At 59.6% G+C, this 25,799-nt stretch carries 20 protein-coding genes and 2 pseudogenes; 14 read left to right on the forward strand and 8 right to left on the reverse strand.

Translation table 11 applies throughout. The features are described from left to right. Positions 1-606: 606 nt before the first annotated feature. Together IVA82_RS44360 and IVA82_RS44365 are read right to left on the reverse strand one after the other, a co-directional pair. A complete protein-coding gene (locus IVA82_RS44360; RefSeq protein ID WP_247380049.1) occupies positions 607-846 on the reverse strand; it encodes a hypothetical protein in 240 nt (79 codons plus the stop codon). Next, entirely contained in the window at positions 846-1,109 is a 264-nt protein-coding gene (locus tag IVA82_RS44365; protein ID WP_247380053.1) for a hypothetical protein, read from the reverse strand. Before IVA82_RS44365 ends, IVA82_RS44360 begins: the two co-directional genes overlap by 1 nt. A 1,623-nt stretch (positions 1,110-2,732) precedes the next feature. On the opposite strand from IVA82_RS44365, the gene IVA82_RS44370 reads away from it, so the two are divergent. The 10 genes and pseudogenes from IVA82_RS44370 (at position 2,733) to IVA82_RS44415 (ending at position 12,746) form a co-directional block, all read left to right on the forward strand. Further along, a complete protein-coding gene (locus IVA82_RS44370; RefSeq protein ID WP_247380063.1) occupies positions 2,733-3,152 on the forward strand; it encodes a hypothetical protein in 420 nt (139 codons plus the stop codon). A 1,215-nt stretch (positions 3,153-4,367) separates the two neighbouring features. After that, on the forward strand, positions 4,368-4,577 hold the full coding sequence (locus tag IVA82_RS44375) for a hypothetical protein (protein ID WP_247380066.1): 210 nt from the start codon (positions 4,368-4,370) through the stop codon (positions 4,575-4,577). A gap of 739 nt (positions 4,578-5,316) precedes the next feature. Then, a complete protein-coding gene (locus IVA82_RS44380; protein WP_247380088.1) occupies positions 5,317-6,249 on the forward strand; it encodes a hypothetical protein in 933 nt (310 codons plus the stop codon). A gap of 58 nt (positions 6,250-6,307) precedes the next feature. Then, on the forward strand, positions 6,308-7,105 hold the full coding sequence (locus IVA82_RS44385; protein WP_247380091.1) for a ParB/Srx family N-terminal domain-containing protein: 798 nt from the start codon (positions 6,308-6,310) through the stop codon (positions 7,103-7,105). Positions 7,106-7,217: 112 nt separating this feature from the next. Further along, positions 7,218-7,640, forward strand: coding sequence for a DNA methyltransferase (locus IVA82_RS44390; protein WP_247380094.1), 423 nt, complete (start codon positions 7,218-7,220; stop codon positions 7,638-7,640). Beyond that, positions 7,633-8,049 (forward strand): DUF5681 domain-containing protein, encoded by a 417-nt coding sequence (locus tag IVA82_RS44395; RefSeq protein ID WP_247380097.1) that lies wholly within the window; start codon positions 7,633-7,635, stop codon positions 8,047-8,049. Before IVA82_RS44390 ends, IVA82_RS44395 begins: the two co-directional genes overlap by 8 nt. 254 nt (positions 8,050-8,303) lie before the next feature. Further along, a complete protein-coding gene (gene terL / locus IVA82_RS44400; protein ID WP_247380101.1) occupies positions 8,304-9,485 on the forward strand; it encodes a phage terminase large subunit in 1,182 nt (393 codons plus the stop codon). Positions 9,486-10,160: 675 nt separating this feature from the next. Then, positions 10,161-10,985, forward strand: coding sequence for a YqaJ viral recombinase family protein (locus IVA82_RS44405; protein ID WP_346658659.1), 825 nt, complete (start codon positions 10,161-10,163; stop codon positions 10,983-10,985). Positions 10,986-10,999: 14 nt separating this feature from the next. After that, positions 11,000-12,168 (forward strand): annotated as a pseudogene (locus IVA82_RS44410) (ERF family protein). Beyond that, complete coding sequence (locus IVA82_RS44415; protein WP_247380109.1) at positions 12,165-12,746, forward strand: hypothetical protein; 582 nt, start codon at positions 12,165-12,167, stop codon at positions 12,744-12,746. The pseudogene IVA82_RS44410 and the gene IVA82_RS44415 overlap by 4 nt, the downstream one beginning before the upstream one ends. Positions 12,747-13,000: 254 nt before the next feature. Here the strand turns inward: IVA82_RS44415 and IVA82_RS44420 are convergent, their stop codons facing one another. From IVA82_RS44420 to IVA82_RS44430, 3 genes are all read right to left on the reverse strand, one after another. Next, positions 13,001-13,351 carry a hypothetical protein gene (locus tag IVA82_RS44420; protein ID WP_247380112.1) on the reverse strand — a complete coding sequence of 117 codons (351 nt, stop codon included), beginning with the start codon at positions 13,349-13,351 and terminating at the stop codon, positions 13,001-13,003. A 119-nt stretch (positions 13,352-13,470) separates the two neighbouring features. Then, complete coding sequence (locus IVA82_RS44425) at positions 13,471-18,252, reverse strand: Ig-like domain-containing protein (protein ID WP_247493927.1); 4,782 nt, start codon at positions 18,250-18,252, stop codon at positions 13,471-13,473. Positions 18,253-18,902: 650 nt separating this feature from the next. Beyond that, positions 18,903-19,142 carry a hypothetical protein gene (locus tag IVA82_RS44430; protein ID WP_247380124.1) on the reverse strand — a complete coding sequence of 80 codons (240 nt, stop codon included), beginning with the start codon at positions 19,140-19,142 and terminating at the stop codon, positions 18,903-18,905. Positions 19,143-20,388: 1,246 nt separating this feature from the next. Between IVA82_RS44430 and IVA82_RS44435 the strand changes: the two are divergent. Further along, positions 20,389-20,642 (forward strand): annotated as a pseudogene (locus IVA82_RS44435) (endonuclease); the annotation flags it as partial. A 78-nt stretch (positions 20,643-20,720) separates the two neighbouring features. Here the strand turns inward: IVA82_RS44435 and IVA82_RS44440 are convergent. Continuing rightward, positions 20,721-21,206 carry a hypothetical protein gene (locus IVA82_RS44440; protein ID WP_247380126.1) on the reverse strand — a complete coding sequence of 162 codons (486 nt, stop codon included), beginning with the start codon at positions 21,204-21,206 and terminating at the stop codon, positions 20,721-20,723. Positions 21,207-21,220: 14 nt separating this feature from the next. After that, positions 21,221-21,343: a hypothetical protein gene (locus tag IVA82_RS48730; protein ID WP_256469831.1), complete on the reverse strand. Its 123-nt coding sequence runs from the start codon at positions 21,341-21,343 to the stop codon at positions 21,221-21,223. A gap of 374 nt (positions 21,344-21,717) precedes the next feature. Here IVA82_RS48730 and IVA82_RS44445 point away from each other — a divergent pair, with 374 nt between their 5' ends. The 3 genes from IVA82_RS44445 to gmd all read left to right on the forward strand — a co-directional run bounded on the left by IVA82_RS44445 (position 21,718) and on the right by gmd (position 24,323). Further along, positions 21,718-22,110 carry a VanZ family protein gene (locus tag IVA82_RS44445; protein WP_247380128.1) on the forward strand — a complete coding sequence of 131 codons (393 nt, stop codon included), beginning with the start codon at positions 21,718-21,720 and terminating at the stop codon, positions 22,108-22,110. 348 nt (positions 22,111-22,458) lie between these two features. After that, positions 22,459-23,004, forward strand: coding sequence for a transglutaminase-like cysteine peptidase (locus IVA82_RS44450; protein WP_247380130.1), 546 nt, complete (start codon positions 22,459-22,461; stop codon positions 23,002-23,004). A 227-nt stretch (positions 23,005-23,231) separates the two neighbouring features. Then, the gene (gmd, locus tag IVA82_RS44455; protein WP_247380133.1) at positions 23,232-24,323 is read left to right on the forward strand and encodes a GDP-mannose 4,6-dehydratase; all 1,092 of its coding nucleotides are present in this window, start codon (positions 23,232-23,234) and stop codon (positions 24,321-24,323) included. A 121-nt stretch (positions 24,324-24,444) separates the two neighbouring features. On the opposite strand, the gene IVA82_RS44460 is transcribed toward gmd, so the two are convergent. After that, positions 24,445-25,752, reverse strand: a complete 1,308-nt coding sequence (locus tag IVA82_RS44460; RefSeq protein WP_247380135.1) for a WcaI family glycosyltransferase — start codon at positions 25,750-25,752, stop codon at positions 24,445-24,447. Positions 25,753-25,799 lie beyond the last annotated feature (47 nt).

Genomic DNA, 25,799 nt, shown 5'->3' on the forward strand with positions numbered 1-25,799 from the left:
GAACGGCACATTCCAAACTCGATTGCGACGATGCGTCGACGGCTCGTTCTCGCCCTCGTCAGAAGTCTGTCGCGATGTCCATGTTGCGCAAGAGCGATCGTGCGTCCGCGATCGCGCAAAAATTTATGACGCAGTAAGACTAGGCCTGTGATTTCGCTGATGACGCTACAGCGCAAGCCGTGTCGCTTGATGCGCGGACGCCTTGGCTTGCGGCGCGCTAGGCGCCCCAGCAGCAGTCCCGTGCCACTTTGGATATGGCGCTCTATTTTCCCGCTCTGCCTCGCGCACCCTGCACGAAGGTTTTCCAATTCGGAGCGCTGAGAAGCGAGCCATTCCAGCATACAGCAGCGCAGTGGCGTCGACGGCTGGAGCTCGGTGTTCACGCATGTTGCAGAAGCTCCCATTCCGACCCTTGAAAGCTCGGGCCATGATCCGGCGCTGGACCAATCGGAAAATGATGCGATCGCGACTCCAGTGCTGCGAGGTCGTTCCCGCGTTTACTTATGTAAACCGTTTGTCGCTTTAGCCGAAAGGTTAATGACTGCAAGTTAATGACTGCGGCCCGGCGGATTTCAGGCCCCCGCGGCGACGACGGGCCGCCCAGGCTCATGCGGAGTAAGTGCAGTTTAACGGCGGCCCCACCGCACCAAATACAAACCGGTCGGGGTTCGCATCTCCGCTATGCGCGATGAACAGCGCGATGTCTGGATCCATGCGCAATGGAATGAGAAAGGCGGCGTCGCGGCCGCTGACGGAGCTATGCTCAACATCGTTATGCGCGCGGGGCGGATAACGAAGACAAGCCGATCGCCTAGCCTCTTTTTCCGCAGCGGCCTCTTTCCGCATCAGCCGCGCTTCTTATGAGAGGACGGCTTAAATTCCACGACCTCGTGCTGGTCGCTGGAATCCGAGTGCCCTTGTTGTTTTACGATTACCTCAAGCTCAAGAGCTTCGAAGGCGAGTTCATCCGCCAAGCGTTGAAAGAGCGCGCGCTTTTCGGCATCCGTCGCCAGCTGACTCATAACGGTAAAGTCTCTGGCGTCCGCGCGAAGCTTCTCCAATCGTCGCCTGAGGTCCTTCATGTCGTCTTGGCTCAGGTCTAAACTCATCCTCGGCGCAAACAATAACCTTGCTTTCCGGGATGGCGCATGAGTCAACTACGGAATAGGATATTGGTTCTTTCCTAACTGTTAGTTAGCCGCCTATTCAACGCGCGGTGCATAGCCGTGGTCGCCCGTGGGACCAAGCTTTCGCATGGACGGGCTGGTGGTCGCGGCGCGAGGCCTTGTCATTCCGGCTTCGCCGCGGGTCCACCCAGCGGAACGGTGCCATCAAAGGTACATGAATATCCGAAACCGCACAGACGCGAGTTTTGCACCGGACTAGGCTGCGACTGATCCTTTGCGCTCCCCGATGCGCTCGGGACCCGCCGGCGTCGGCATCCTCGTAAGGTGAATGTCGAGGCCGTTTTCGCCCGGCTGCGCCAAGGTGGTTCCGGTCGCGACGGGCTCCGATTTCCGTTTCAAATTATGGTCGCTTCCTTGTGCGTACTATCCTGCTCATTTTCGGGATATGGCTGCTGATCAACATTCTCTTTGTGATGGCTGTCGTGCCCTCGCGCAGGCCGCGCTCCCCTCCGAGACGGTCGGCGGGACCTCCGTCCCCGGCGCGGTACGAAGTTCAAGCCGGCCGCTCCTTTCAACATCGCAAACGCCGTGGTTCCAGCCGATCGTCTGACGCCACTCCTCGGTGCGCTGCTGGCGGCAAACTTCGGGCCAATGAGGAATTGCACGCGTTGGTCAGGTCGATGCCGCTTCTGATCAAATGCTAGCTGGAAGAGCATGAGAGCGGCAGTTAGGTGCGCCTGCTGAAGTCGCGCGAGGACGTGCTGGCCAGATAGGAACCAAGCCGATTCTTCGCTCTTTTATTGTTGCCTGGATTCCGATGTAAGGCCGGGCTCAACTTTCCCCAGCCTTGAGCCTGGGTCGCTCCGAACCTCATGGAATTAGTGTCGATGCTCACCCTCCGGTTGGCTGCTGCCGCCATCAAGGCATTCGGAGAACGCCTCGACCAAGCCAGTCGCGGTCCCGCCTGTTCACGCTGGCGGGGCGCCATCAATATGCGAAACACCGACGTTTTCGCAGATTGAGACGAACGCCCTCTTCGCCTCAGCGTCCTCAAAGCAAAATCGTGTGCCTGACGCCGCGCTCGATCCACCAGTCGATCTTGTTTGCCCGCGAAATGCGGGATGCCTCTCCGCGCAACTGATCCAACTGCCTTCCATAGGCCCGAACGATCACACAATTTGTCATTCCCTTATCCCCCCAAAAAAGCGCTGTTCTAACTAGCCCTGAACGCAAGAGTGCTTCCGACTGCTGATCGCGCACGCGCGGTGAGCTATCCCTTCAAAACGAAGTCACAGAGTCAGTCGCTCCGCAGGGATCGCACGTCAATCGCTCCTGGCCGAGCATGTAGCGCCCGCGGATCGCGGAAGCGGCATTTTTGCAAGATGGACAAATCAGCAAAACATTGCGCATACGCCAGCGCATCACCAGACCGCCCAACACCTTCGACGCCCCTTCGTGAATCAGGTATCTCGCTGAGGAGAAGCTTAGCGAAACTTTGCACGCCTGAATGTTCGATCGCGAACACAGGAACCGCCCTGCGCTTGCTCAGGGCGTGGTGGTATCCTTTCCAAAAGCTGCTAGGCTACGCTCAACTGCGAGAGAGCGATGAGCGATGACGCGAAAGATGCAGGCCTTGCGGCGCTAATCAGGGGCATTTTTGCTCCGTCCGCGTCGCCCGCCACCGCGCCTCCGGCGCCGGAGATGCCGCCAACACTCCAAGAGGAGCCCGTGACTGCGGCAGCGCCACCTGCGAAGCCAGTCGCTCCCTTGTCCGCCGGCGGCCCCGATGAAAAACTAGCGCGACTGCCCGCTGTGGCGATCGCCGACCTCGTCCTTGGTGAGCTTCGCAAAGTTGATGGCTTTTCGAAATCCGGAGTCTCGATCACCGTCTACGGAAGTCGACCTTGGAATGCCATGATCAGGTTCGCACCGTTCTCGACCACTTCCCAAGACGCTGCATGCCTGCGACACGCTTTGCCGGATATCGTCTTCAGGCTTCGTCGGTACGTCGAGCTCGAACAGTAGGTTCTGCCGATCAGGCTCCACTCGGCGCTCCTACCCCCGCGCTCGGCGTGACTTCCGATAATTAGACTAGCTGTGCCACCCTTCAGGGCCGGGTCGGAGCCGCGGCTCAGACATGCGCCGGGCTTGCCGCAGCCAATCTGTCCAAAACCGAACAGAACCGACTGCCGATTTTTCCTCGGCGCGGGATACTGCGCCCGGCCATCAAAGCTAACGCGCGCAGATCGAAACGGCCCCAGCACAACCCTAAATGCGCGGGGCCGTAGAAAACGCTGGCGGTATTTTGTGCGCTGGCGAGATCCAAGGTCGGCCTTGTCCGCGGCGGCAGTCGCCTTGAGCCGTTCATTTTGCGACTCCGAAAACCGTGAGGCCCGAGCGGCAGGTCGGCAGCAAATACCTTGCTTGCCGCTCTCAGCCATTGACGCGTGGCGGTCCACCGAGAAAACCATACAGCCAGCGTGCGAAAGCGAACAGACCTGATGGCCCAATTTGACTAGTCTCGTCGTGGTCCCAATCGCGGGGCCATCTGTTCTGGGGCAGTACCATAGAGGGGCGTGCAATGGATACTCGTGCGCGACTGGATGGTTGTCATTTCGCTCTGCGCCAACATTGTGAGGCACTCGCGTCTCAAGTCTCCGAACTTGAGAACCTTCGAGACCGAGTAGCCAAGGCCGAGCGCAGCATCGTCGGTCTGGCACGCGAAGCTAGAGGTAGGAAGGCGGTTTACGAGGGCAGCGCGGTGGGCCCGGCCAGCAACGCGATCATCTGAATCGGCGTAAGCGTCCGGGCTTTGAAGACTGACTTAGCTGCTACCCGCCCCAAACGGGGGGCCGGACTTTGGACATTCGTGATTGCCGACCGCAATTTGAGCAGATGTCCCCCGATGAGTTGTGGGCTCTCTACACGGACGTCGATCAGATTCTCGCCGCGAGGATCGTTGCCAAAAAGCAAGAACTCGACAGGCGACTCCAACAACTCCACCATACCGACGGACCCGGCGGTTCATCAGAGCTCAGTGTCCGCACATCATCGTCGGGTCGCGACCGCCTCTGAGAAGGGCGTCGCGCTTGCCGCGACCCTGCGGCCGAGCGAGGCTCCTCAGGTAGGGCCATCGAGTCGGCGGCCGCTTCAGCTTGTGGCTGCACGTGTCGTCCTGGCAACAGCCCAAGACACCGCCGCCGCGGAACCAGCTGATGTCCATAACCGGGAGCAATGGCAATGCAACACCACAGCATCGCCGACGTCAGCTGCGTCATTCTTCAATGCCTGGATGCATATCAAGTGGCTAACCTTGAACCGCTCGTGTTGAAGTGTTTCCCGGATATCGATCGGCACGCGCTTTGGCAGGCATACAACGTCGCCTTGCTGGCATACACGTCAGGCACAGGCATTAAACACCAACAAAAGGAAGCAGCAGCCGCGCAATAACTGAGTTTGGAAAATGCGCGGGTTGATCGATCGCCTTACTAACTTTCGTTCGGAGACCAAGCTCGGCACGTCGTTGTTGATACAACCGAAGCGACCCGCGGCTGCTCGAAGCGTTGTTGTAAAATTTCGCTGTTGCCTATCGCCAATCGTTGAAACTCGTTCCCGTTTCGCGCAATCGATTGTCAATCGGAAGGACATTACGATGACCAGCGCATGGCCAGATATCGTAATTGCGGGCGGAGGCATTGGCGGCGATGCGCTGGCGACCGTATGGCTCGAACCTGAGCTTCTGCTTTGCCTCTTGACCACCTGCTCAAGCGCCCGCCTGCGCATCAGGGCGAAATCTGCGGCCGCCCACGAGTGTGGAATGACGCTCGCGTTTCACGCGTACTAAAGGGCTCCATCTCTGATTTGGAATTGGCTAACGGAGCCGCGCCGTCAAGGCCGCGGCTGCTCGAGCTGGCTCGACGAGCTCTTGGCGTCCAGCAACCGTCGTCAATTGATCCCCCTGCAGCGCTGAAAGCCGGTGAACGCCTGACCTCTTCTGCATCCCGAAATCTACGGGTGCCTGGCGCCCGATGCCGATGCATCCGGCTGCGCCGCGGTGGTCCGTGCTTTCCCGGTCTTGCGTGAACGCGATTTCGTGACGAATTTGTCTGTGCGAACGAACAACTTCACCCTTGATGCAGGGCCGGAGCCGATGCCTAGGCGCGTCAACCCAAGATGGGGCTGGACCGGAATGGTCCGGCAGGAGGGTTACCCCAGACCCGATGATGCGCTCGGCGAGCTCGATAGCCGCTCCGAACCTGCCGGAGATCAGCGCCAGGCTCTGCATCGTCCACTGACCGGCGCCCAATGTGATGACCTCATCAAAGATCTCGATCTGCCGTTGCTCGACGGCCAGCGGACCGAGTGCCATGATTGGCTGAATTGGATCCGCGAGGTCGCTCTCACAGATTGCCTGCGGCGATCACAGCAACCAACCCGAGCTGAGATTCACAAGGCGCTGGACCAGACCGGCCAGCTCCTGCGCCATTTTGTCAACGCCTCGGAGCAACGTCACGCCGACTGGATCGCCGAGGAGTCGCCGATCTTGGCTCCGGGCCGCCTCACCGTCTTCTGGTTGTTTCCTCGACGGCTAAGAGCGCTTGCCGACTATGCCAAGAAGAAGGCCAGGCACGCTGACATCGCTGAGCTCGAGGTTTTGGCGAACGCCGCCGATCGCCTCGCGGACGTCCTGATGCTGTTAGATGGGGCGTCATTGGACAAGGTTTCTCGGGAATTGCCTAAGGCGTACGACTATGAGGTGCGTCATCTGGTCGATGCCGTCCGTATCGCGCAGCGACTCGAACGCGCCACCCGGACCGCGCTCGAGACCGGCAAGAAACGGGGCGGCCCGCTTCCGCAGCCGACGATGGTGCAGGTCGTGATTTGGCTCGCCGAGCTGGTCGACCGCTACGGCGGAACATTCACCCACAGCCCCTACGTGGGAACGGCGTATGACGGCTCCCCTCAGACCCCAGCCGGTCTGTTCGTGCTGAACTTCATGTGGACATGCAAGCCGCCCCTCTCCGCCACCCCGCAAACCGTTAGCAACTGGATGGCCGCGGCCATCGAATGGCGAAATTGCGCCCGCGCTCCCAACTTGGAGATCAGGGAGAGGTCTTTCTAAGTGCATCAAGCGGGCCTTCCGCCATATGCCGATAGGCATATCGCACACGGAGGCCCCCTTGAAAAAACAACTGACCAATGGCGCCGCACTCCGCCACAACTTGAATCCCGTTCTCGTTCCGATCGGCGAGCTCAGTCCGCTTGGCCATCAAACCCGCCGCCATCCCCAATCCCAAATTGAGAAGCTGGCGGCGAGCTTGCGCGAGTTCGGGTTCGTTCTGCCGATCATCGTCGACGCCATGCGCCGGGTGGTAGCGGGCTGGGCAATGGTCCTCGCGGCCAAGCTCGTCGGTCTGGATGTCGTGCCCACCGTGACCATTGTCGATCTCAGCGAGGTGCAGCTGCGTGTGCTGAAGCTTACGCTCAACCGCCTGGTCGAGGACGCCAGCTGGGATGTCCAAGCCTTGCGCCTCGAACTGACCGAGCTTCTGACCATCGACCCTCAAATCGACCTGCAACTGACCGGATTTTCGACCGGAGAACTCGACGTTGTCATTTCGGATTCACACGATTTGGAAGATGAGGTGCCGCCGCCGGGGGCCGCACCGGGGGTGACCCAGCCCGGCGACCTCTGGGGGCTCGGCGAGCATCGCCTCGTCTGCGCCGATGCGCGGCAGGCGGAGAGCTACGTCCGGCTGATGCAGGGCGAGCGCGCCGGCATGATGTTCGCCGATCCACCTTTCAACGTGCCGATCGCCGGCCACGCCTCGGGCTTGGGCAAGACCAAGCACGGCAATTTTGCCATGGCCGCGGGAGAAATGTCCGCGGCCGAATTCCAGACGTTCTTGGCCGAGATCTTCGCGCAGGCCTGCGCGCACAGCATGGACGGCGCAATCCACTTCATTTGCTCGGATTAGCGCGCGATGGACTCGGTGCGGGAGGCCGCGCGGCCAAGTTACGCAGAGCTCAAGAACCTCTGTGTCTGGAACAAGTCGAACGCCGGCATGGGATCGCTTTACCGATCAAAGCATGAGCTCATCTTCGTCTTCAAGCATGGGCGCGCAACACGTCAACAACCTGCACCTCGGTCGCACTGGTCGAAACCGTTCCAACGTCTGGGACTATCCAAGCCAAAACACCTGGGCAAATTCGCCGAAGGGGAAGCTCGCCCTGCACCCGACCGTCAAGCCGGTCGCGCTGATTGCCGACGCCATCCGCGATTGCACCAACGAGCACGACATCGTGCTCGACCCGTTCGGCGGCGCCGGAACAACGATGATCGCCGCGGAGCGGACGCGGCGCCGGGCGCGGCTGATCGAAATCGATCCCGGCTACGTCGATGTCACAATCCGGCGCTGGCAACATCTGACCGGCAAAACGGCGGTGCACGCCGGGACCGGCGAGCCATTCGGTCAAATCGGCACCGTTAAGCCGGAGCCCGCCCGTGGCTAAGAAATCGGACCAGGACATTGGCTACGGCAGACCGCCGCTGCACAGCCGCTTCAAGCCGGGTCGGTCCGGCAATCCGCGCGGGCGCCCGAAGGGCGGCCTGAATTTTGCCACCGACCTGAAGAACACCCTGCTGGCTCCGGTCGCTTTGAATGACGGTGGCAAGCCACGACGCGTCACCACGCAAAAGGCAGCCTTGCTTCGCCTGCGGGAAAAAGCCCTGAAAGGAGACGTCAGGGCGCTGGATAAATTCCTCTCCCTCGCGATGGTCATGAGCGGCAACGCCGCAGAGGACGCCGCGAAGACCCCATCCGTCGACGATCAGGCCATTCTGGAGGCATTTCGGCAGCAGATCTTGGCCGATGCGATCACTGTGGCTCCGACCCAGCGCGATGAGAAGGACGGCACATGATGCCGGTGGTGGCGGCGCTGCTCCGAACCGATTTGCGTTATTTCATCCAGCGGGCCTTCGCGACCGTGTTTCCCGGCAGCGAATATCTGTCGAATTGGCACATCGATGCGATCGCCCATCAGCTCATGCGCGTCCACGACGGCGATTGCCGTCGGCTTCTCATCAACCAGCCGCCGCGGTCGCTGAAGTCGTTGTCGGTTTCGGTCGCGTTCGTCGCCTGGCTGCTGGGTCACGACCCGAGCCGCCGCATCATCGTGGTCAGCTACGCGAGCGAGCTATCCGCCGAGCTGCACCGCCAGTTCAGAATGGTGATCGAATCGGGCTGGTATCAAGAGCTGTTCCCGGCCATGCGCCCAGCCAAGGATACCGGCACCGAACTCGTGACCACGACCGGGGGCAGTCGGTACGCCACCACGGTCGGAGGCACGCTGACCGGTCGGGGAGCGGACCTCATCATCATCGACGATCCGCTCAAGGCGGAGGAGGCGATGTTGGAGCCCGGGCGGAACCGCGTCACCGACTGGTTTGGCGGCACTCTTGTCTCGCGATTGAACGAGAAGCAAACCGGCTGCATAATCGTGGTGATGCAGCGCCTGCACGAAGACGATCTCGCAGGTCATCTGCTGCAAGCGGGCGGTTGGCATCACCTCGATCTGCCGGCCATCGCCGTCGAAGATAGCGACATCCCCATCGGCAAAGATCGCGTCTTTCGCCGGCGCACCGGCGACCTCTTGCACCCGCGGCGCGAAGGCAAGCCGGTGCTGGAGCGGATCAAAGCCGAAATCGGCAGCCTGCAATTCTCGGCGCAATACCAGCAACGGCCGGTGCCGCTCGAGCGCAATCTAATCAAGCGAGACTGGTTTTGCCGCTACGATCAGCTGCCGGCCGCTGGCGCATCCGGCTACGTCGTGCAGAGCTGGGACACCGCCATGATGACCGGAAAGGCCAACGATTACTCGGTCTGCACCACGTGGCGCATGATCAAGAATGACTACTACCTGCTTGATGTTTACCGGGGCCGACACCAATATCCCGACCTGCGGCGCGCCGTGGCCGCGCTGGCAACAAAATATAGCGCGGACGCGGTTTTGGTTGAGGACGCCGGTCCCGGCATCGCGATGTTGCAGGACCTGCAACGCGATACGCCGAACGGCATGCCGCGTCCGATTGGCATCAAGCCCGAAGGCAGCAAGGCCGATCGCATGGCGGCACAATCCTTCCGGATCGAGGCCGGACAAGTGCACCTGCCCGCAGATGCGCCCTGGCTGGACGACTATTTGCTGGCGCTGCTGGCGTTCCCCTACGGCAAGCACGACGACCAGGTCGACAGTACCTCGCAATTTTTGAAATGGGCGGCCACCCACCCGATGTTCGATGATATCGAACTTGACCTCATTTCGGTCGGCCGGGAGGGGTATGACTTCGGCTTCCCATGATCCGTCGCCGGCTGGAAGGTCGAGATCTTTTCCAGAACGAAGCCAATCGCAAGCTTACACTCGCGGTGACCTTAGCGATCGAAGCGCGCGCTTTTGCGCGGCCAGCGCGCTGCGCTCGTAGCGCTCAAGCCCCTCGAGTCGCCGCGCGACGTCTCCGACCGGGTCATCCCATAGAGCGGCCAACATCGCCTGGCGGACCAGTCGCACGCGCCGTAGCTCGCACTTGGCGTGCGCAACGGCGGCTGCCGTTTCGGGTCCAATCTCACCTGCGAGGCCCGCGCGAATGGCGACCACCAGCGTCGCGAACTCCGGGTCATCGCTTTTGCAGCTCCTGGCGAGGCCATGACGCAAAGCGTTGCGGCTGGACTTTGCTTTTCCGCGCGCCGTTTTCGGCCCCGTGCTGCACTTGGCATTGCTGCGATTGGCTTCGATTTGTCGAATTGACGCCATGTCCGAGATCCTCGGCTGATGCTGATTGCGGCATCCGGAAAGCTCCCTCCAACGTCCTGACATATCAAGGGTTTTCGGGCCGAAAGAAGGACTGGCATTCCCCCGCGAAAGGAGCGTTACTGCACTCACCGGGCCTTGGCCGTTGGCCCCGGTATCTCTCCTCGCAGGGGCGGGGCTTTTGGTGGTGCGGCGACAAGCCGCGTTTGCCAAACGAAGGAGAGACCGGTGGTCCCGATTGCAACCGACGGCGCCGAGGCGCCCCATTCCGTCCTCACGTGCAACCCCATTGACCGGCGCGCCTTTATCGGCGGCTCGGATGCCCGCGTCATCATGGGCAATGATCAGGACGACCTCACGCGCCTGTGGCGGGAAAAGCGCGGCGAAGTCGCGCCGCAAGATTTTGCGCACAACCTGATCGTCCAGCTCGGCAGCGTCACCGAAGACCTCAACCGGACCTGGTACCAGCGCGCGTCGGGTATGACCATTGCCGACATTCAGAAACGGGTGCGCCATCCGGTCCACCGCTGGATGGCGGCCACCCTCGATGGCATCGTCGCAGAAACCGGCGCGGTGTTCGAGGCCAAGTTCATGCTGCCGTGGGCCTTCACCGAGGAGGCCGCGGCCGACAAACACATGGCGCAGCTACAGCACAATATATGGGTGGTCGCCGCCCGTTCGTCGGTGCTGTCGATCATCACCGGCGGCGGCAAATGGGTCGAGCTCACGGTGCATGCCGACCCGCTCTACCAGCATCTGCTGCTCACGGCAGAAAAGAAGTTCTGGCGCTGCGTGCAGAGCGGCGAGCCGCCGGTCCTGTTCGGGATCGAGACGCCGCGGCCGCGGCTGGCCGCAGTCAAGGTCGTCAACATGACCTCGTCCAATCTGTGGGCGGAGTGCGCGGCGACTTATCTGCGCACCCGCGCCGCCCATGGCGAGCACGAGTTCGTCAAAGCGGAGCTAAAGAAGCTGATGCCCGAGGACGCCAAGGAAGCGATCGGCCACGGCCTTCGCGCCAAGCGCGCCAAATCCGGCGCCATCAGCTTTGATTGAGATGGAGAGCGTCCATGCACCAGGCCAGTGAGCATATCGGTGCGATCGCCGCCGCACTGGCCCGCGCGCAGGCCGAGCTGACCAACCCGGAGAAGACCCTGACTGCAATCATCCGCTCGCCATTTCTGCGCGATGACGATCGGTCCTTTCGCTACGCTTCGCTGGCGTCCGGCCTCGATATCGTGCGCAAAACCCTCAGCCAGCAGGAGATCGCGACCATCCAGACCACCCGGGTCGAGCCGGCCACCGAGCAGATCCATCTCACCACCCTGCTCGCCCATGCCTCCGGCGAATGGATCTCCTCGGAGTGGCCGGTCTGCGCCGCCAAGGACGTCGAGGCACCGCATCGGATGGGGCGGCGCTGACCTATGCGCGTCGGTATGCCCTGTTCGCCCTGGTCGGGATTACCGGCGAGGATGATCTCGACGCGCCGGATACGGTCGCCGGTTCAGCGGGCGCGGAGCCCAAAGCCCCGCCTGGCGCCAAACCCAAGCCGGCCAAGGGCGTTCTGCATCGCCCGCCAGTGCTGGAGGCGCCACAGTCCGCCGAGCTCCGCGAGCAGCTGTTGGGGCAACTCGCCAAAGTGAGCGCGAGCGAAGACTTGCTGTCCTGGGCCAAGGTCAGCCTGCCCATCAAGAACACGCTGCGCGAGGCGGATGCCCGACTGGTCGAGGCCGCCTTCCAAACGGGGCTCGCGCAAGCTCCCGCGACCAGCCTTGCAGAGGCAGCGCGCGCCGCAGACGGCGCGCCAAGTCTGGTCCATGCACCGGGTCCGGCCGCCGCGGCGAGCACGACACCGGACGCGCATGAAACACCCGGGCTTGCCTTCCCCAAAGAGCCGCCGCGCAAGCGCAGCAAAGACCACCGGCTGTTTGTGCGCGGACAGCCCTGCCTGGTCTGCCAGCAGACCCCGTCCGATCCGCATCACCTGAAGTTCGCGCAACCGCGATCCCTGGGCCGCAAGGTTAGCGACGAGTTCATCGTGCCGCTGTGCCGCACCCATCACCGGGACCTGCACCGGCACGGCAACGAGCGGGCCTGGTGGGCTGATATGCAGATCGCGCCATTGCCGGTCGCGCAGGACTTGTGGGCGGCAAGCCCGGTGCACGGGATTGCCAGCCCGGCAACGATCGTCGACAGCAGCATGTCCGCACACGTCGCTTCGGAGGCGAGACGGCGATGAACGGCCCTTTCCAGACCGAACAGCAGCCCACGGTCAACGCCATGCCGGTTGAGCTCGAAGTGCTGGCGCCGCCTCCCCTGCTGTTGCCCGGTGAGAGCCGCGAGCACTACCAGGCGCTGCGGCAAGCGATCTTTGCCGACCTCGCGCCGCGATCCGCGATCGAATGGCTGCTCGCGATCGATATCGCCGAGCTATCCTGGGAGATCCAGCGCTACCGATGTTTGCGCCACCAGCTGCTGGAGACCCAGCGTCAACAGGCGATCGCAGCGGCCCTGCGCCGCATCGATCTGGTCGGCATCGCGCCCGAGTTCGCGGACGAGGCCGAGTACTATACGCTGCAGAACGCCTTGAACTGGCGGCGCGATCCCACCGCCGCCAGCGAAATCGAAGCCCGGCTGTCGTGCTACGGCTTCGATCAGCACGCCATCAACGTCGAAGTCCACGCACAGGCGCGCGAGCTGTTCATCCTGTTCGAGGGCCTGCTCAATGCTGCACAGACCAAGCGCATCCTGCTGCTCCGGGAAATCAGGAACCAGCGCTATTTCGACAGTCCCAAGCCGCGTCATCTGCGGCCCTGATGCTGAGAGCGTGAGTCCCCGATCACGGCTTCAGTACGAGACGACGCCATCTTCTTCATCCGACGCGGTTCCGCATCGTGTCACCATATCGTTTGGGTGGTGGCTTTGCTCCTCGTCTTGTTGTTTTAGCCAATAGCGCAACGGACAACACCTCGGGCCTGTTATTTGGCGAGTCGCAGCGCTCTCAACCTCTACAGCCCGGCAGGCCGACGGCGATCGACGGATACAAATTCAAGGTCATCGACTAGACGCGCTTACAAACCCAGCTGCCTGCGCAGAGCGTCACGTTCTTCGAGCAATTCGCGAACTCTTTGAGCATTGGCAGATTGCATCTCCTGCCACTCGATGCGATCTTCTGCGGCCCACAGGTAAGACTCGCGATTCAGCCGAACTTTCTCGGCCCTATCAAATTCCAGGTATCGTTCGATTTCGCGCTCAACTTGGTCCAGTCGTTCCTGGAGAGTTCTCGGCATCAGCCGTTCCTTCGGCTTTGCCTCCAGCCCGCTTCGATCTTCGGTGTAACCGGTGCGACGATCAATAGGAGTTCTTTCCCGTCGGGTAGATGCGAGCATTTTCCATAAAATTATCACGGTGCGAAAGATCATCGTATTTTGCGAAGCGCGTCTGACGGGGCGACGGGAGCCCCTGCATTCACCGACCGAAATCTCACGCTGTTCACGCGCGGCGTAAGCGGGCCGAGCGGAAGGAGCGAAGGATTCGACCGTTAGACGTGGAAGAAGTCCAAATTGGCCAAACTGCTTGCTGTTACGGCCGCTAAGACGACTTCCATATCCGCTGAACCCTGGTTCTGGGCTGCCCCTGAACTGTTAACATAAACAATCGTGTCCGCGCCGCTTTGAATCCACGCGATACTATGCGCAGCCACCTGCGTACTACCGGCCATCAAGCCTTGGACGGTCGTGGCTCCAGTGATACCCGAAATGTCGATGACGTCTGTCCCATGAACGAAGTCGCTGATCGTGTCATGGCTTGCAACAGTCGACTCGGAAACGGCAGCAAAGACAAACTGATCAGCTCCAGCGCCCCCTATCAGGGTATCGGCGCCAGCTCCGCCCCGAATAAAATCGTTCCCCGCTTGACCGTCCAACGTGTTATTTCCAGCGTTGCCAATAATGACGTCAGCGAAACCCGAGCCACGAGCAGCATTCACGCCGGTGAATGCATCTGTACCGACGTTCGCAACATCGCCAGAGGCCGTTCCGTGGGAGTTGCCAGCGGCGAGATCTACGGTCACACCATCCAGAGCATTGTAGAATGCGATGCGGGTATTACCGTTGCCCGTGATAGTGTCATCGCCGGCCATCCCCTCAAACTCGTTGAAGGTACCGAAATCACCGACATTTGGCCCGGAGACGCCGAAATTGGTCGCGACATAAGTGTCGGCGAAGGCGGTCCCGCGGACCGCTTCAATTGATCGAAGGGTGTCTGTTCCGATGGCAGAGTCACCTGACACCGTGCCCGAAGCCATATCGACCCGAATACCTGAAGCCGAACCATCGTGGTTGTAGAATGCCCTGTCGAACCCACCTTTGCCGTCGATGAAGTCATTGCCGGCGCGCCCGGAAAAATCTTCCGCCGTACCACTCGGATTGGCAGAGCCGGTGATGGTGTCGGCAAATGACGATCCCGAGGCCGAGCCAACACCCGAGAACGTATCGATGCCCACTGACCCATCACCGGTTACTGTACCGGACGCGCCACTGGTGGTGCTGGTCCAGCTATTGAGCCCGAAAGTGATCGTCACGGGACCGGTCGCATCAGCGTAGATCAGGCGGGTGTTGCCGTTGCCGATGATGGTGTCGTTGCCACCCATTCCCTCAAACTGGTTGAGGTTGCCGTTGTTGCCGACGTTGGCATAGGGAAGGCCGGTTGCAGGATCGATAGCGCCGCTGACGCCGAAATTCGTGGCATCATACGTGTCGGCAAAATTGGTTCCCTGAATGCCTTCGATCGAGCGCAAGGTGTCGGCGCCGCTCGAGGCATCGCCGATCACCGTTCCTGCCGCAAGGTGAACGCTGATCCCACCTGTCGTGAACGTTAGGTTGGCGTATTGCGCCGTATCGAAGCCGCCGTTTCCATTGATAAGATCATCACCGGCAAGGCCCATGAAGTTCTCGTCGGCGCCGCTTCCCGAGAAGGTATCGGCAAACATCGAGCCCATGACCGCGTTGACGCCGGTGAACGTATCGGTGCCCACCGAGGCGTCGCCGGTCGCAATGCCTGTGACGAAGTTAACGGTTACGCCACCACTTGACTGCGTATACTGAATTCGGGTGTGGCCATTACCGATGATGGTGTCGTTGCCGGCCATACCTTCAAAGTTGTTGAAAGTGCCGTCCGATCCGGCATTGGTGCTGGTGCCGTTGAACCCAGTGGCGTCGAAAACATCAGCAAAGTTGGTGCCGCGGACGGCTTCCACTGAGCGCAGCGTATCGGTGCCGATCGTTGCATCGCCAGTTACGGTTCCGGCTGCAAGATTAACGGCTATGCCCGTGGTTGTGGTGGCGTCGTTATTATAGATGGCGAAATCGTAGCCGCCGCGGCCATCGATCAGATCGTTACCAGCACGACCGTCATATTGCTCGAAAGTACCATTCGGATTGTCACTGCCCCGCAGCGCGTCGCCAAATGCTGACCCAATGACTGAATTGACGTTTGTGAAGGTGTCGTTGCCGACCGACGCATCGCCGCTCGCCGTGCGCGCGACGAAATCAACGATGACTGCCGCTGTCGCACTGACAAAGGATATACGGGTCAGAATCTGTCCGGAAGGATTGACCGTGCCGACGATGACGTCGTCTCCCCCCATGCCTTCGAAGCTGTTGAAGCCAATTGGCGTACCAGCCACCCCCGAATTGCCGCTGAAGCCGACCGCCGAGTAGTTGTCGGCAAAATTGCTGCCTTGGATGGCCTCGATACCGATCAGAGTGTCGGTGCCGACACCTGGCCCCGTCACGGTCCCGGCCGTCAGATCGGCAGTGATGACCCCGGTCGCGTCGACATAGACCGCCCGATCAACACCCGACAAGCCGTTGAATATGTCGTTACCGCCGAAGCCCTGGAATGCATCGTTCCCAGCGGTCCCGGTCAGGGTATTGTCGCCAGCGTCGCCGAGAATGGCGCCGGGCACGCCCACCAAATAGACCACCGCGCTGCTGGTGGCGGTGTTGCCGGCGGCATCGCTCACCCGTGCGGTCAGCGAGTTGGCTCCATTGGTGAGGCTGACCGTGGTGCTCCAGCTGCCGTTGCCCTGCACGATGGCGGTGCCGATCGCGGTGGTGCCGTCGAGGATGGTGACGCTGGCGCCGGCGTCGGCCACGTCCACCGTGCCGGTGATGGTCTGGCTGGCCTGGTTGGTCGACCCGCCCGGGCTGGTGATCGCGACCGTCGGCGCGGTCGTGTCCAGGGTGAAGCTCAGCGAGGCCGAACCGGTGTTGCCGAAGCTGTCGGTCTGGCTTGCCACGATGGTGTGCGATCCATCGGCCAGCCCGCTCGGGAGGAACGACCACGCCCCTTGCGCATCGGTGGTCGCCGTGGTGGTGCTGAGAACACCATCGATCGTCAGATGCACCACGGTGTTGGCGAGCCCGGTGCCGCTCAGCGCCGGGTTGGCGGTGACGTGATCGGTGGCCGAGGTGCCGGTGTCGGCGACCAGGGCCTCGGTCACCGTCGGCCCGGTGGTGCTGAGCGTGTAGACCACCGCGCTGCTGGTGGCGGTGTTGCCGGCGGCATCGTTCACCCGTGCGGTCAGCGAGTTGGCTCCATTGGTGAGGCTGACCGTGGTGCTCCAGCTGCCGTTGCCCTGCACGATGGCGGTGCCGATCGCGGTGGTGCCGTCGAGGATGGTGACGCTGGCGCCGGCGTCGGCCACGTCCACCGTGCCGGTGATGGTCTGGCTGGCCTGGTTGGTCGACCCGCCCGCGCTGGTGATCGCGACGGTGGGGGCCGTGGTGTCCAGGGTGAAAACAACGGGCACGCTCGTGGTAATGTTGGCGTTAGGGTCCAGAGCGACGATAGTGTGGTTGCCATCACCTGCCAGAGTGATGGCCGCACTCCAAACGCCGCCAGAGCCAACAGTAACCGTTCCAATTTGCGTGGTGACACCGTTATAAGTGTCGTACAGCGTCACCGTGGTTCCAACGAAAGCAGCATCAACAGTTCCGCTGATCGTCTGGCTTCCTTGGTTGGTTGGACCGCCTGCGTTGCTGATAATTACAGGTCCGAACGAGGTCACGATAACAGCTTGCGTGGTATCCAAAACGGGGACAGGCGTCTTCGTTGCGGACGCAGAACTTCCTGTGATGGAAGCGAGGGTCACAAAAACGGGAGTGATCGATCCGCCACCCGCTTGGCCCTTCACGTCGTCTGCAATGACGGTGGTCGAGGCTTCGGTAGGTGATGGTGGAGGACTCCCAGCGAACTTCTGCAGCGACTTTGTATCGACATCTCCTCGCTTGCCGTCGCTAGGTGCCGGAGTGTCTGGGGCGATCTGTTTCCCGATATCGTAGGTCGTTAACACCTGCTGGAAAGCGCTGAATTCCTGCGCAACTTGGCTTGGGCTCTTACCGACGGCTTGCGTGATCACCTCGAAATTGGCGGCTGGCGTAATGGTCAGCGATGGACCATCGCTGGCAACCATCCCGATCGGATCCCCCGCGGTACAAACGCCTTGAAGCAAGTTAGTTGGGACGCATTTGAAGACCTGTACGGAATGAACCTGACCGTCTTGCTGATCGGCAACGGAAACCGAGACCTGCCCATCCACCGCATCGACGTTAAGAAGAACTGCTGTACCGCGAATTCCGATCACGGCAGTAGGCGTCGCTACCTGCATGTCACCCGTTTTGGCGACCTGGCCAGCGACAAAACTGGCCGCACCTTGGACAAGGGTGAACAGAGAATGGTTCGAGCCGCTCGTCAGACTGACTAAAGTACCATTCGCATTACTCTGCCCTTCATACCCTAATTCGTTCAACATGAAGCGAGCGTTTGCACTTAGGTTGAACGTTGAGCCGTCGATCAGAACTAGGCCGATGGTAGAGCCACTTCCAGTCTGCACGACGTCGTTCTGATAGACCACGTCCCCGTTATTCGCTTCGATAGTAACGCCGTTGCGAACGATGCTGGCGCTTCCCGCTATGGTGGCGACATGGCCGATGACCTTTACAGGCGCCGCATTTCCTCCGGCTTGAGCAAAGGTTTGATAGCCTGTCAGCGCTTCGACGACTCTCGAGTCGAGTAGCGCGCCGTCTGCCGAAATGAGCGATGAACGCTTCTCACCGAGAAAGTAATTGTGGATCGAAAACCGATGGTTAGGATCAGAAATGATGAGATCATTGCCCGAACGTGCATATTCGCCCGAAAATAAGAGATGCGCGTCCGGAATGATGGGTGAATTAGTTGGGCCAGGCTCAGGGAGACTAAAGGACCCCCACGCGACCTCAGACGCAGCAACATCGAACCTTGGATTTAATGGGGTATTCAAATTCGCGCCCCAAACATAATTTGCAAATTAATCAATTTAATGTTAATAACATCCGATCGACTCGCTGAAAAGCGTTTTTGCAAGCAAAGCTGTATTTGTTCGAAGTGATCGTTCGACCCCCAACAATGCGCCCGGGCGTTATAGGACGCGGGTGTGCGCGCAACGAGTTGATCTGAATAGTCCCGCATCAGCCGGACACACCGCCAGAGTCCAACTCGCATGGTGCAACCGAGAGCTTTTCGTCGCATGGACCTGTTCGAGGTGCGCCGTCAACTAGTGCACGCGCGCAACCGGCATTCCAATAACGGCCTTATTGTAAGGCGCATCAACGGCCTGCTATGCCGCATTTATCACTTGGAGGAAGCGCTCGACCCTAGCCAAGGTGAGCGAATCCGCAAAGCTGTTCAAATTGCGCTACGAGACACATCGAAGAGTTAGTTTGACCTAAGTCCCGGATCAAACGGGCATGGGCGCGAGGACATCACCGACACGTCCTACCAGGCTTGAGAATGCCGGCCTTTAGATCTGGATCCGATTTAGGCCATGCCAGCATTGATTTGCATATCGGACCGTAGGTGCATTCGCCCTCGCGGGGATCTCTGTGCATCCCATTGCGGACCAGCTGCGCATGGGATCTCGATTGACCGTTGTTAGCTCTTTTCTGCCGCGTTGAAGCCGGGCTGGCGGCTGCATGCTTGTTTGGCAACATTGGCCTCGACAGCCATCTGAAACGACGAGGCAGCCAGCAGCTCCATGGCCGATTGCTCTTCGGTCAGGCGCCTCTCGACATACTGCCGCTCAATCTCGGTCAGCGTAGTTTGAAGCAGGCCCAAATACCGCTCAACGTTCTTTTGATAAGTGCGCAAACGGACAAGCTTCTCGTCGATCATCGTTTATCCCGACGGGTATGGGTGCAATACGCCTGAAAATACCTCTTGAAGAGGCTATTGAAGAGGCTATTTTTAAATGAGTATATTTAAATGCGGTGTATTTAAAATGGCAAACAAATTCGGACGGGTCAAGAAGGGGTATCTGCGATGAAATCGATCATGCTCGCAGTCCTAACTCTGTTCGCGATTTCAACCGTCGCGCCGCTCTAATCATCGGCAGCGCTGGCCCAGCAAAACCCACCCGCCAAAGCCAAAGTCGCTAAGAAGGGATGCAGGCTGGACGCAAAGTACGCCTGCTACTGAGTGGCCTCACATCGCCGCGGCTCGCGAGTCCACATGAGACGTGGGAGCACGGTTGTTGGGTAACGTATACAGCCGCCGCTGGGGCAAGAGCCGCTGGCGAGGAATCTTTGTTGGACATGACCTAATGATGAAGCGGCAAACCACGCTCTTCGGGACCCGGAAGCACCGATTTGGTGCACGCGCGAGCGATGGAAGCGCCACTTACAATGAAGACCAATTTACGATTGGCTCTCGCATCGAGGTAAGGCCCTCAGCGGGGCCACGGTTGTGCGGCAAAACCGCAACGCTGATTGGTGCTGGATACCATCCCAGGAGTCTCCGCGTCATATTGGATGGTTCAAAATCACCAATAACCCTTCACGTTGCATACGTTGCAATTGTAAATGAGAGATTCTGATTGATGCTGCGGCAGCCTGCGTGACGAGTTCATCATCCAGCCGTGGCGGCGACAAATAATCTGGTTGATTTGATTCAGCAAAGTCTTCCCCACGTGCCTAGAGATGCCTGCGGCAATCTCTCTTCTTAGAGCGCAAATCACTCTGATGCGAAGACCGGCGGCGCCGGGTGGAAAATGAAAGGCGCGCATTGCAGGCCCGGTCGGAGTTTGCCAGCGGCCGAGTTCTTCCATAACAACGCATATCCGAGCTGAGCAAATTCGATAGGGACGGTTGAGAACGCGACACACAATCTCCGAACAGTAGAGACATACTGTTATTCGGTGTCTCTTAGTTCCCATTCCTTTGGTTTTGAATTGTAACTTTTAGTTGAGTAGGCGCCGGCCGCCGCTCACTCGTTTGAAGTTTTCTCTCACCATCGCGAGCGGCAGTGTAGCCAGGAGCTGCATTCGCGACGCGACAACAGGAGATCCCGGTAGTTTTCGTCCAGGCAAATGGCGCCGACGCGCCCAATCGTATCGTTAGGTTCAATCCGAACGACCGCCGCGCTCCATCAGCATCTTCTCCTCACGGCCGAGAGAAGTTCTGGCGCTGCGTCCAGACCGGCGGCCCGCCTATACTGTTCAACATCGAGACACCGCCGCCACGGTTCGAGGCGATCAAGGTCGTCGACATGACTTCCTCCAACCTCTGGGCCGAGCTGGTCGCAAACTTCCGGACACGGGCTGCGCACGGCGAGCATGAGCTTGCGAAAGGAGAGCTGAAGAGGCTTATGTCCGAAGACGCAAAAGAGGCCAACGGCCAGCAACCGTTATGCCGGCCGAGTTCGAAGTCTTAGCTCCCCTCCGCTGCTGCTACCCGGCGAAACACTCCAACACTATCAACCGCTGCAGCAAGCGATTTCGCAGACCTCACCCCGCAATCTGCGATCGAATGGCTGCTCGCGATTGACGTTGCAGAAATCGCCTGGATGATCCAGCGCTACCGGATCTTGCGGCACAAGCTTCTCGAAGCGCATCGCCAACGGGCAATCGAAGAGGCGCTGCGGCACATCGATGTAGTGGGGATCGCGCCCGAGTTCGAAGAGCAAGCGGAGCACTATACGATCCAAAACGCGCTGCCCTGGCTGGAAAAGAGATCTGATCCGCGAAGCAGATCCGTGAATTTTGGCGATGTGCTCGGATGTGGGTTCATTCACAGAACTGTTTGAAGGATCGAGTAAGGTGCCCGACAAGTGTTCTGGTCTTCGAGGTCGGGCGGATGACGCGAGAGCTTTTGCCGCTGGAAAAGCAAGCTGCTGAGGCATTGCGGCGAGCGCGGCGACTTCCAGTCGGTCCCAATCGGAACGATCTTCGGCAACTTGCACGGGGACTTCTTTGGCTACACCGCAACGGGATGGATGCGCTCATCCACCGGCGAAACATCGATATCGCGACCGCCCCGGTCGACATCAACCATCTCGCTCCAGAGCAGGATGTCGACATCGCCGATTGAGCAGGACAATCCTGCCTTCGATATTCGTTAGAGGTATCGCCAGAGGGCGAGCCATAGCTCGACAGGCAACTCTTTGAGCAGCTTAATCCGATGGCGGTCTCCAAAAATCGCAGTCCGCTGGCCCCAGGCCTATCAAGCTTTCTGGCGCTGAACGCAGATCAAGACCTGGCAATCAGACGTGTTAACCGTCCTTCACATGCGGCAGTCCGCGCCCCAATTTGCAGGCACAGTTGCAGGCTGATTCTCGATCCTTCTGCCTAAAAGAAGAGCTGATTGCGTTTGCCCGAGCGCAGTAGCGCCTTTGCCTGATCATCGATTGCGGAGAGTCGCTCCAGTTGCAGCCCTATGTTGCGGGCTCGTGGCGTTCCCGCTATTGAGAAAGCATGACAAGATTTTATCTCATTGCGGGATGGCTAGTGCTGGGGGCCATAGCGTTCGTGACGCTTGGTCCGGTCCATGACCGACCCCAAGTTGCGCCGCCTCATCTGGAACATTTCGCAGCGTTTCTGGTGTTGGGCTTGGTATTCTCACTGGCCTATCCAAACCGGTCGATCCATGCAGTCACAATCGCGGTTGGCGGCGCCATCCTCCTTGAGGGTCTGCAACTCCTGACGCCCGACCGACACGGTCGCCTGGTAGATGCAATGACCAAGGTTGCCGGGGCTGCGTCTGGCATTATGCTGGCTCGCGTTGCGCTCAACTCTTGGCAAGCTAGATTGAGAAGCGTGCCTGCCGTGAGCAACATTTTGAGGCAAAGCGAGCAGGATCAGCGTTAGTTGCCCGTTGCCCACATTTCATCATTCTTTTGAGATCGTCGGGACGACAGCGGCGCCCATCTTCCTAAAGTTGCTGCCCTATCCTGAATGCTACATGCCTTGGCTGAATCTGCGTCTCTGAGCGCGGGTCCTTTATTCGCTCTTTAGAACAGAAGTCTCGATGCTGCTGGCCTCGACCACATGGCCTAAGCAGCAGTCGGCCAGTATGCTTTGGGCGAAGCGACAACGCTTCACATTTCAGCAAGGATTGCCTCACAATTGGTATGGCGTTTTCATTATTGCATCGCAATATAGAGGGATCGTCCAGCCCAATATGAGGCCCAAGCGATGATCCGACATGCTGCACGCATGCTGGCGCTGGTGTATTGCGTTTGCAGCCAGCCAGCCTACTCCAGTCTCGAAAAGCAGGAGGTCGTGCCTCCGCTTTCATTCACGCTGATCTGTATTAAGTACCCCCAGGATTGTCAGGAACAGCGGGACCGCCGGACCACGGACTTCCCATCTCGGGGGCAGCGCTGGCGCGAGCTCAACCAGACCAACTGGAGCGTTAATTCTGTTATCGCGGCCGAGAGTCTAGTGGCAAGCCGGAATGACTATGACTGGCAGATCTTCCCCTCTGACGGAAACTGTGGCGACTACGCCGTAACGAAACGCCATCTGCTGCTTCGATCGGGCTGGCCGAGTTCGTCTCTCCTTTTGGCGGAGGTTGTTATTCGTACTACGGGAGAGCATCACCTCGTGCTGCTCGTACGAGAAGAGCGAGCTATTTTCGTTCTGGACAATCTGAGCGGAGTGATCATCCAGTCCAATGAAGCCTTAGATAAGTACGTTTTCCTGCGCACGGAATCGGATCTGAACCCGCAGCTCTGGACGCGCGGACTTGCGAGATCTTAGCTTAGCCGCGTCCTTGCGCTTCGAATTCGATCACGTCGCGAACCTATCGACTTCCGAACCTACAGCTACCAATCAGGCACCCAGCGCTCCGTGCTTGGTCGGCGAAATGCCGACGATGCGCTCGGCTCGTTAATGATAGCCAACAATCCGCTTGAAAATGCTCTGACGCAGGTAGCGTCGGGACAGGCTTTTGGGTAAGAACACGCATCAATTTCCATGAGATTTACATGACCAAAAAGCGCGCATTAATTACCGGTGTTACAGGTCAGGACGGGGCCTACCTAGCTGAGCTGCTACTTGGGAAGGGCTATGAAGTCCATGGCATCAAGCGCCGGACCTCCCTCTTCAATACCGATCGCATTGACCATCTTTACCTCGACCCCCACGAGCCTGATCCGCCGTTCCGACTGCACTACGGCGATCTGACGGACTCCTCCAGCCTCATTCGGATCGTTGCCCAGGTGCAGCCCGACGAGATTTACAATCTCGCGGCGCAAAGCCATGTGGCCGTGTCGTTTGAGGAGCCTGAATATACCGCGAATTCCGATGGGCTGGGCACCCTGCGGATTCTCGAAGCGATGCGCATTGTGGGGCTCGAGAAGACGGCGCGCTTCTATCAGGCGTCGACTTCCGAATTATACGGCCTGGTTCAGGAAATCCCGCAGAAGGAGACCACTCCCTTTTACCCGCGCTCCCCTTATGCGGTCGCCAAGCTCTACGCCTATTGGATCACGGTGAACTATCGCGAAGCGTACGGTATGTACGCCTGCAACGGCATTCTGTTCAACCACGAGTCTCCCGTTCGCGGTGAGACCTTTGTCACCCGAAAGATCACAAGAGCACTCGCGCGAATCCATTTGGGTCTGCAGGAGCGCCTGTATTTGGGCAATCTCGACGCGCTACGCGACTGGGGCCACGCCCGCGACTACGTCGAGATGCAGTGGCTGATGCTGCAACAGGAGAAGCCGGAGGATTTCGTCATCGCCACGGGCGTGCAGCATTCCGTGAGAGACTTCGTCAATATTGCGGCCAGCGAGGTCGGAATACGGATCCGCTGGGAAGGTAGCGGCGTCGATGAGAAAGGCTACAATGCCTCTACCGGCAAATGCATCGTGTCGGTCGACCCCCGCTACTTCCGGCCGACCGAGGTCGCGACTCTCTTGGGAGACCCCACGAAAGCGAAGCAGAAACTCGGATGGGAGCCAACGACCTCCTTCGAAACTCTGGTTCAGGAAATGATGAAGGAAGATCTCGAATCGGCAAAGCGGGACGAACTGATCAAGCAGCACGGATTCAGATACTTTCCGCGTCACGAGTGATCTCGGGTTAGATCACCCGTCACAGCGAGCGGGCAGAAGGTAAGCGCTCATCCGGGCGCTCACCTTTGGCTGCTTTTGTTCGTCAGCCGACGTCATCTCTCCGCAGTCGAGGCCAGATGCCTCAGGGCAAGCGAACCGCATCCTCCACTGGAAGTCCAATGTTGTCGTTAGCGCTTGTCGGTCCGATACCCTTCGGCCCTGTCGACTTGCGCTCGTCCGCCATGACTTCCGACCACCGACGAACAATTGTTTGTCGGTCCCACCGATCAAGGGCGCGCTTTCTTCCTTCCTCCCCGTAATGCTCCCGGAGGGCCGATGCCTCACTAAGCTGGCAAATCGCGACTTGAAGAGCGAACGAATCTCCAGGTGGAATCACAAGGCCCGCACCAGTTACTTCCGCCGCGAGCCCGGTACCCTCTTCGGCCATCGCGATGACTGGCCGAGCCGACGCAAAGATCGCACCAAGCTTGGAAGGCAACACCAGATCGGCTGCCTCGGCCTTCTGTGGAATCAGGTGAAAATCGGCAGTTGCCATCAACTCGTTGAAGCTCTCTTTGGGCTGAAGTCCGAGAAAATGGACATTGGGGTGTCCGAGGGCCATTTGTTGGAGCCCCATCTTCGCTGGGCCCTCTCCGGCGAGGATGAAGCGAATATGTGGATGGCTTTGCTCCAACCCGATCGCGGCCTCGATCACGAATTCAAGTCCTTGCTTGTTCGACATCGTTCCGGAGTAGAGCGTAACGATGTCATTCTCGCCGAGCTTCAGCTGCTCGCGATATTTCGTCATCCGCGAAGCGGGGCAGATCGCGCGGGTATCAATCCAATTTCTGACCTCGACCGCTCTATCGAGGCGCACCCCCTTGAGGATCAGGCGACCCACCATCGGTTGAGAGATAGTCGAAACATGATCGAACGATTTGAGGATCGCCGATTCAGTCCTGAGCATCCATTTGCGCAAGAAACCGTTACGCAGCAGACCAAGATCGAACGCTGCATCGACCTCGAAATCCTGAATGTGAAGCCATGATTTGGCACCGACGCGACGAGCAACGACTGAGACGAACGCAGCCGACATCAGAGACGGGGCAACCGCGACCATCACGTCCGGTCGCCAGGAGAGCGCGTTCACCAGGACCGGTACTGCGCTCGAGAGGGCGAACGAGGCATGATGGATGAGCCGCTTCGCCCCTGACGGATGTCCAGGCACATAGATTGGCGTCCGCGTGACCCGAACGCCATCGATATGCCTCGTTCTAAAGTAAGAACTACTGAAGCGTGGAGGAATCTTCCAGGCGGGATAATAAGGCGGAGCCGTGATCACCCTGACGTCGTGACCTTCGGCGACGAGGCTTTCGCAGAGCTCGCTATTGTATTTCGCCACTCCGATCAGATCGGGGGCATAATTGATGCCGACCAAAAGAACACGCATAAAGGCGCAATCCAAGTAAGTTTTCAGGGGTAAATTATTGTAGGCAG

The sequence above is a fragment of the Bradyrhizobium sp. 142 genome, from assembly GCF_023074015.1.
Taxonomy (GTDB): Bacteria; Pseudomonadota; Alphaproteobacteria; order Rhizobiales; family Xanthobacteraceae; genus Bradyrhizobium.

What these genes read in the sequence shown, in the direction of transcription:
- IVA82_RS44360 (WP_247380049.1), bottom strand. Translation starts at nt 846, where the DNA reads ATGCGGAAAGAGGCCGCTGCGGAAAAAGAGGCTAGGCGATCGGCTTGT.
- IVA82_RS44365 (WP_247380053.1), bottom strand. Translation starts at nt 1,109, where the DNA reads ATGAGTTTAGACCTGAGCCAAGACGACATGAAGGACCTCAGGCGACGA.
- IVA82_RS44370 (WP_247380063.1), top strand. Translation starts at nt 2,733, where the DNA reads ATGAGCGATGACGCGAAAGATGCAGGCCTTGCGGCGCTAATCAGGGGC.
- IVA82_RS44375 (WP_247380066.1), top strand. Translation starts at nt 4,368, where the DNA reads ATGCAACACCACAGCATCGCCGACGTCAGCTGCGTCATTCTTCAATGC.
- IVA82_RS44380 (WP_247380088.1), top strand. Translation starts at nt 5,317, where the DNA reads ATGGTCCGGCAGGAGGGTTACCCCAGACCCGATGATGCGCTCGGCGAG.
- IVA82_RS44390 (WP_247380094.1), top strand. Translation starts at nt 7,218, where the DNA reads ATGAGCTCATCTTCGTCTTCAAGCATGGGCGCGCAACACGTCAACAAC.
- IVA82_RS44415 (WP_247380109.1), top strand. Translation starts at nt 12,165, where the DNA reads ATGAACGGCCCTTTCCAGACCGAACAGCAGCCCACGGTCAACGCCATG.
- IVA82_RS44420 (WP_247380112.1), bottom strand. Translation starts at nt 13,351, where the DNA reads ATGATCTTTCGCACCGTGATAATTTTATGGAAAATGCTCGCATCTACC.
- IVA82_RS44430 (WP_247380124.1), bottom strand. Translation starts at nt 19,142, where the DNA reads ATGATCGACGAGAAGCTTGTCCGTTTGCGCACTTATCAAAAGAACGTT.
- IVA82_RS44445 (WP_247380128.1), top strand. Translation starts at nt 21,718, where the DNA reads ATGACAAGATTTTATCTCATTGCGGGATGGCTAGTGCTGGGGGCCATA.
- IVA82_RS44450 (WP_247380130.1), top strand. Translation starts at nt 22,459, where the DNA reads ATGCTGGCGCTGGTGTATTGCGTTTGCAGCCAGCCAGCCTACTCCAGT.
- gmd (WP_247380133.1), top strand. Translation starts at nt 23,232, where the DNA reads ATGACCAAAAAGCGCGCATTAATTACCGGTGTTACAGGTCAGGACGGG.
- IVA82_RS44460 (WP_247380135.1), bottom strand. Translation starts at nt 25,752, where the DNA reads ATGCGTGTTCTTTTGGTCGGCATCAATTATGCCCCCGATCTGATCGGA.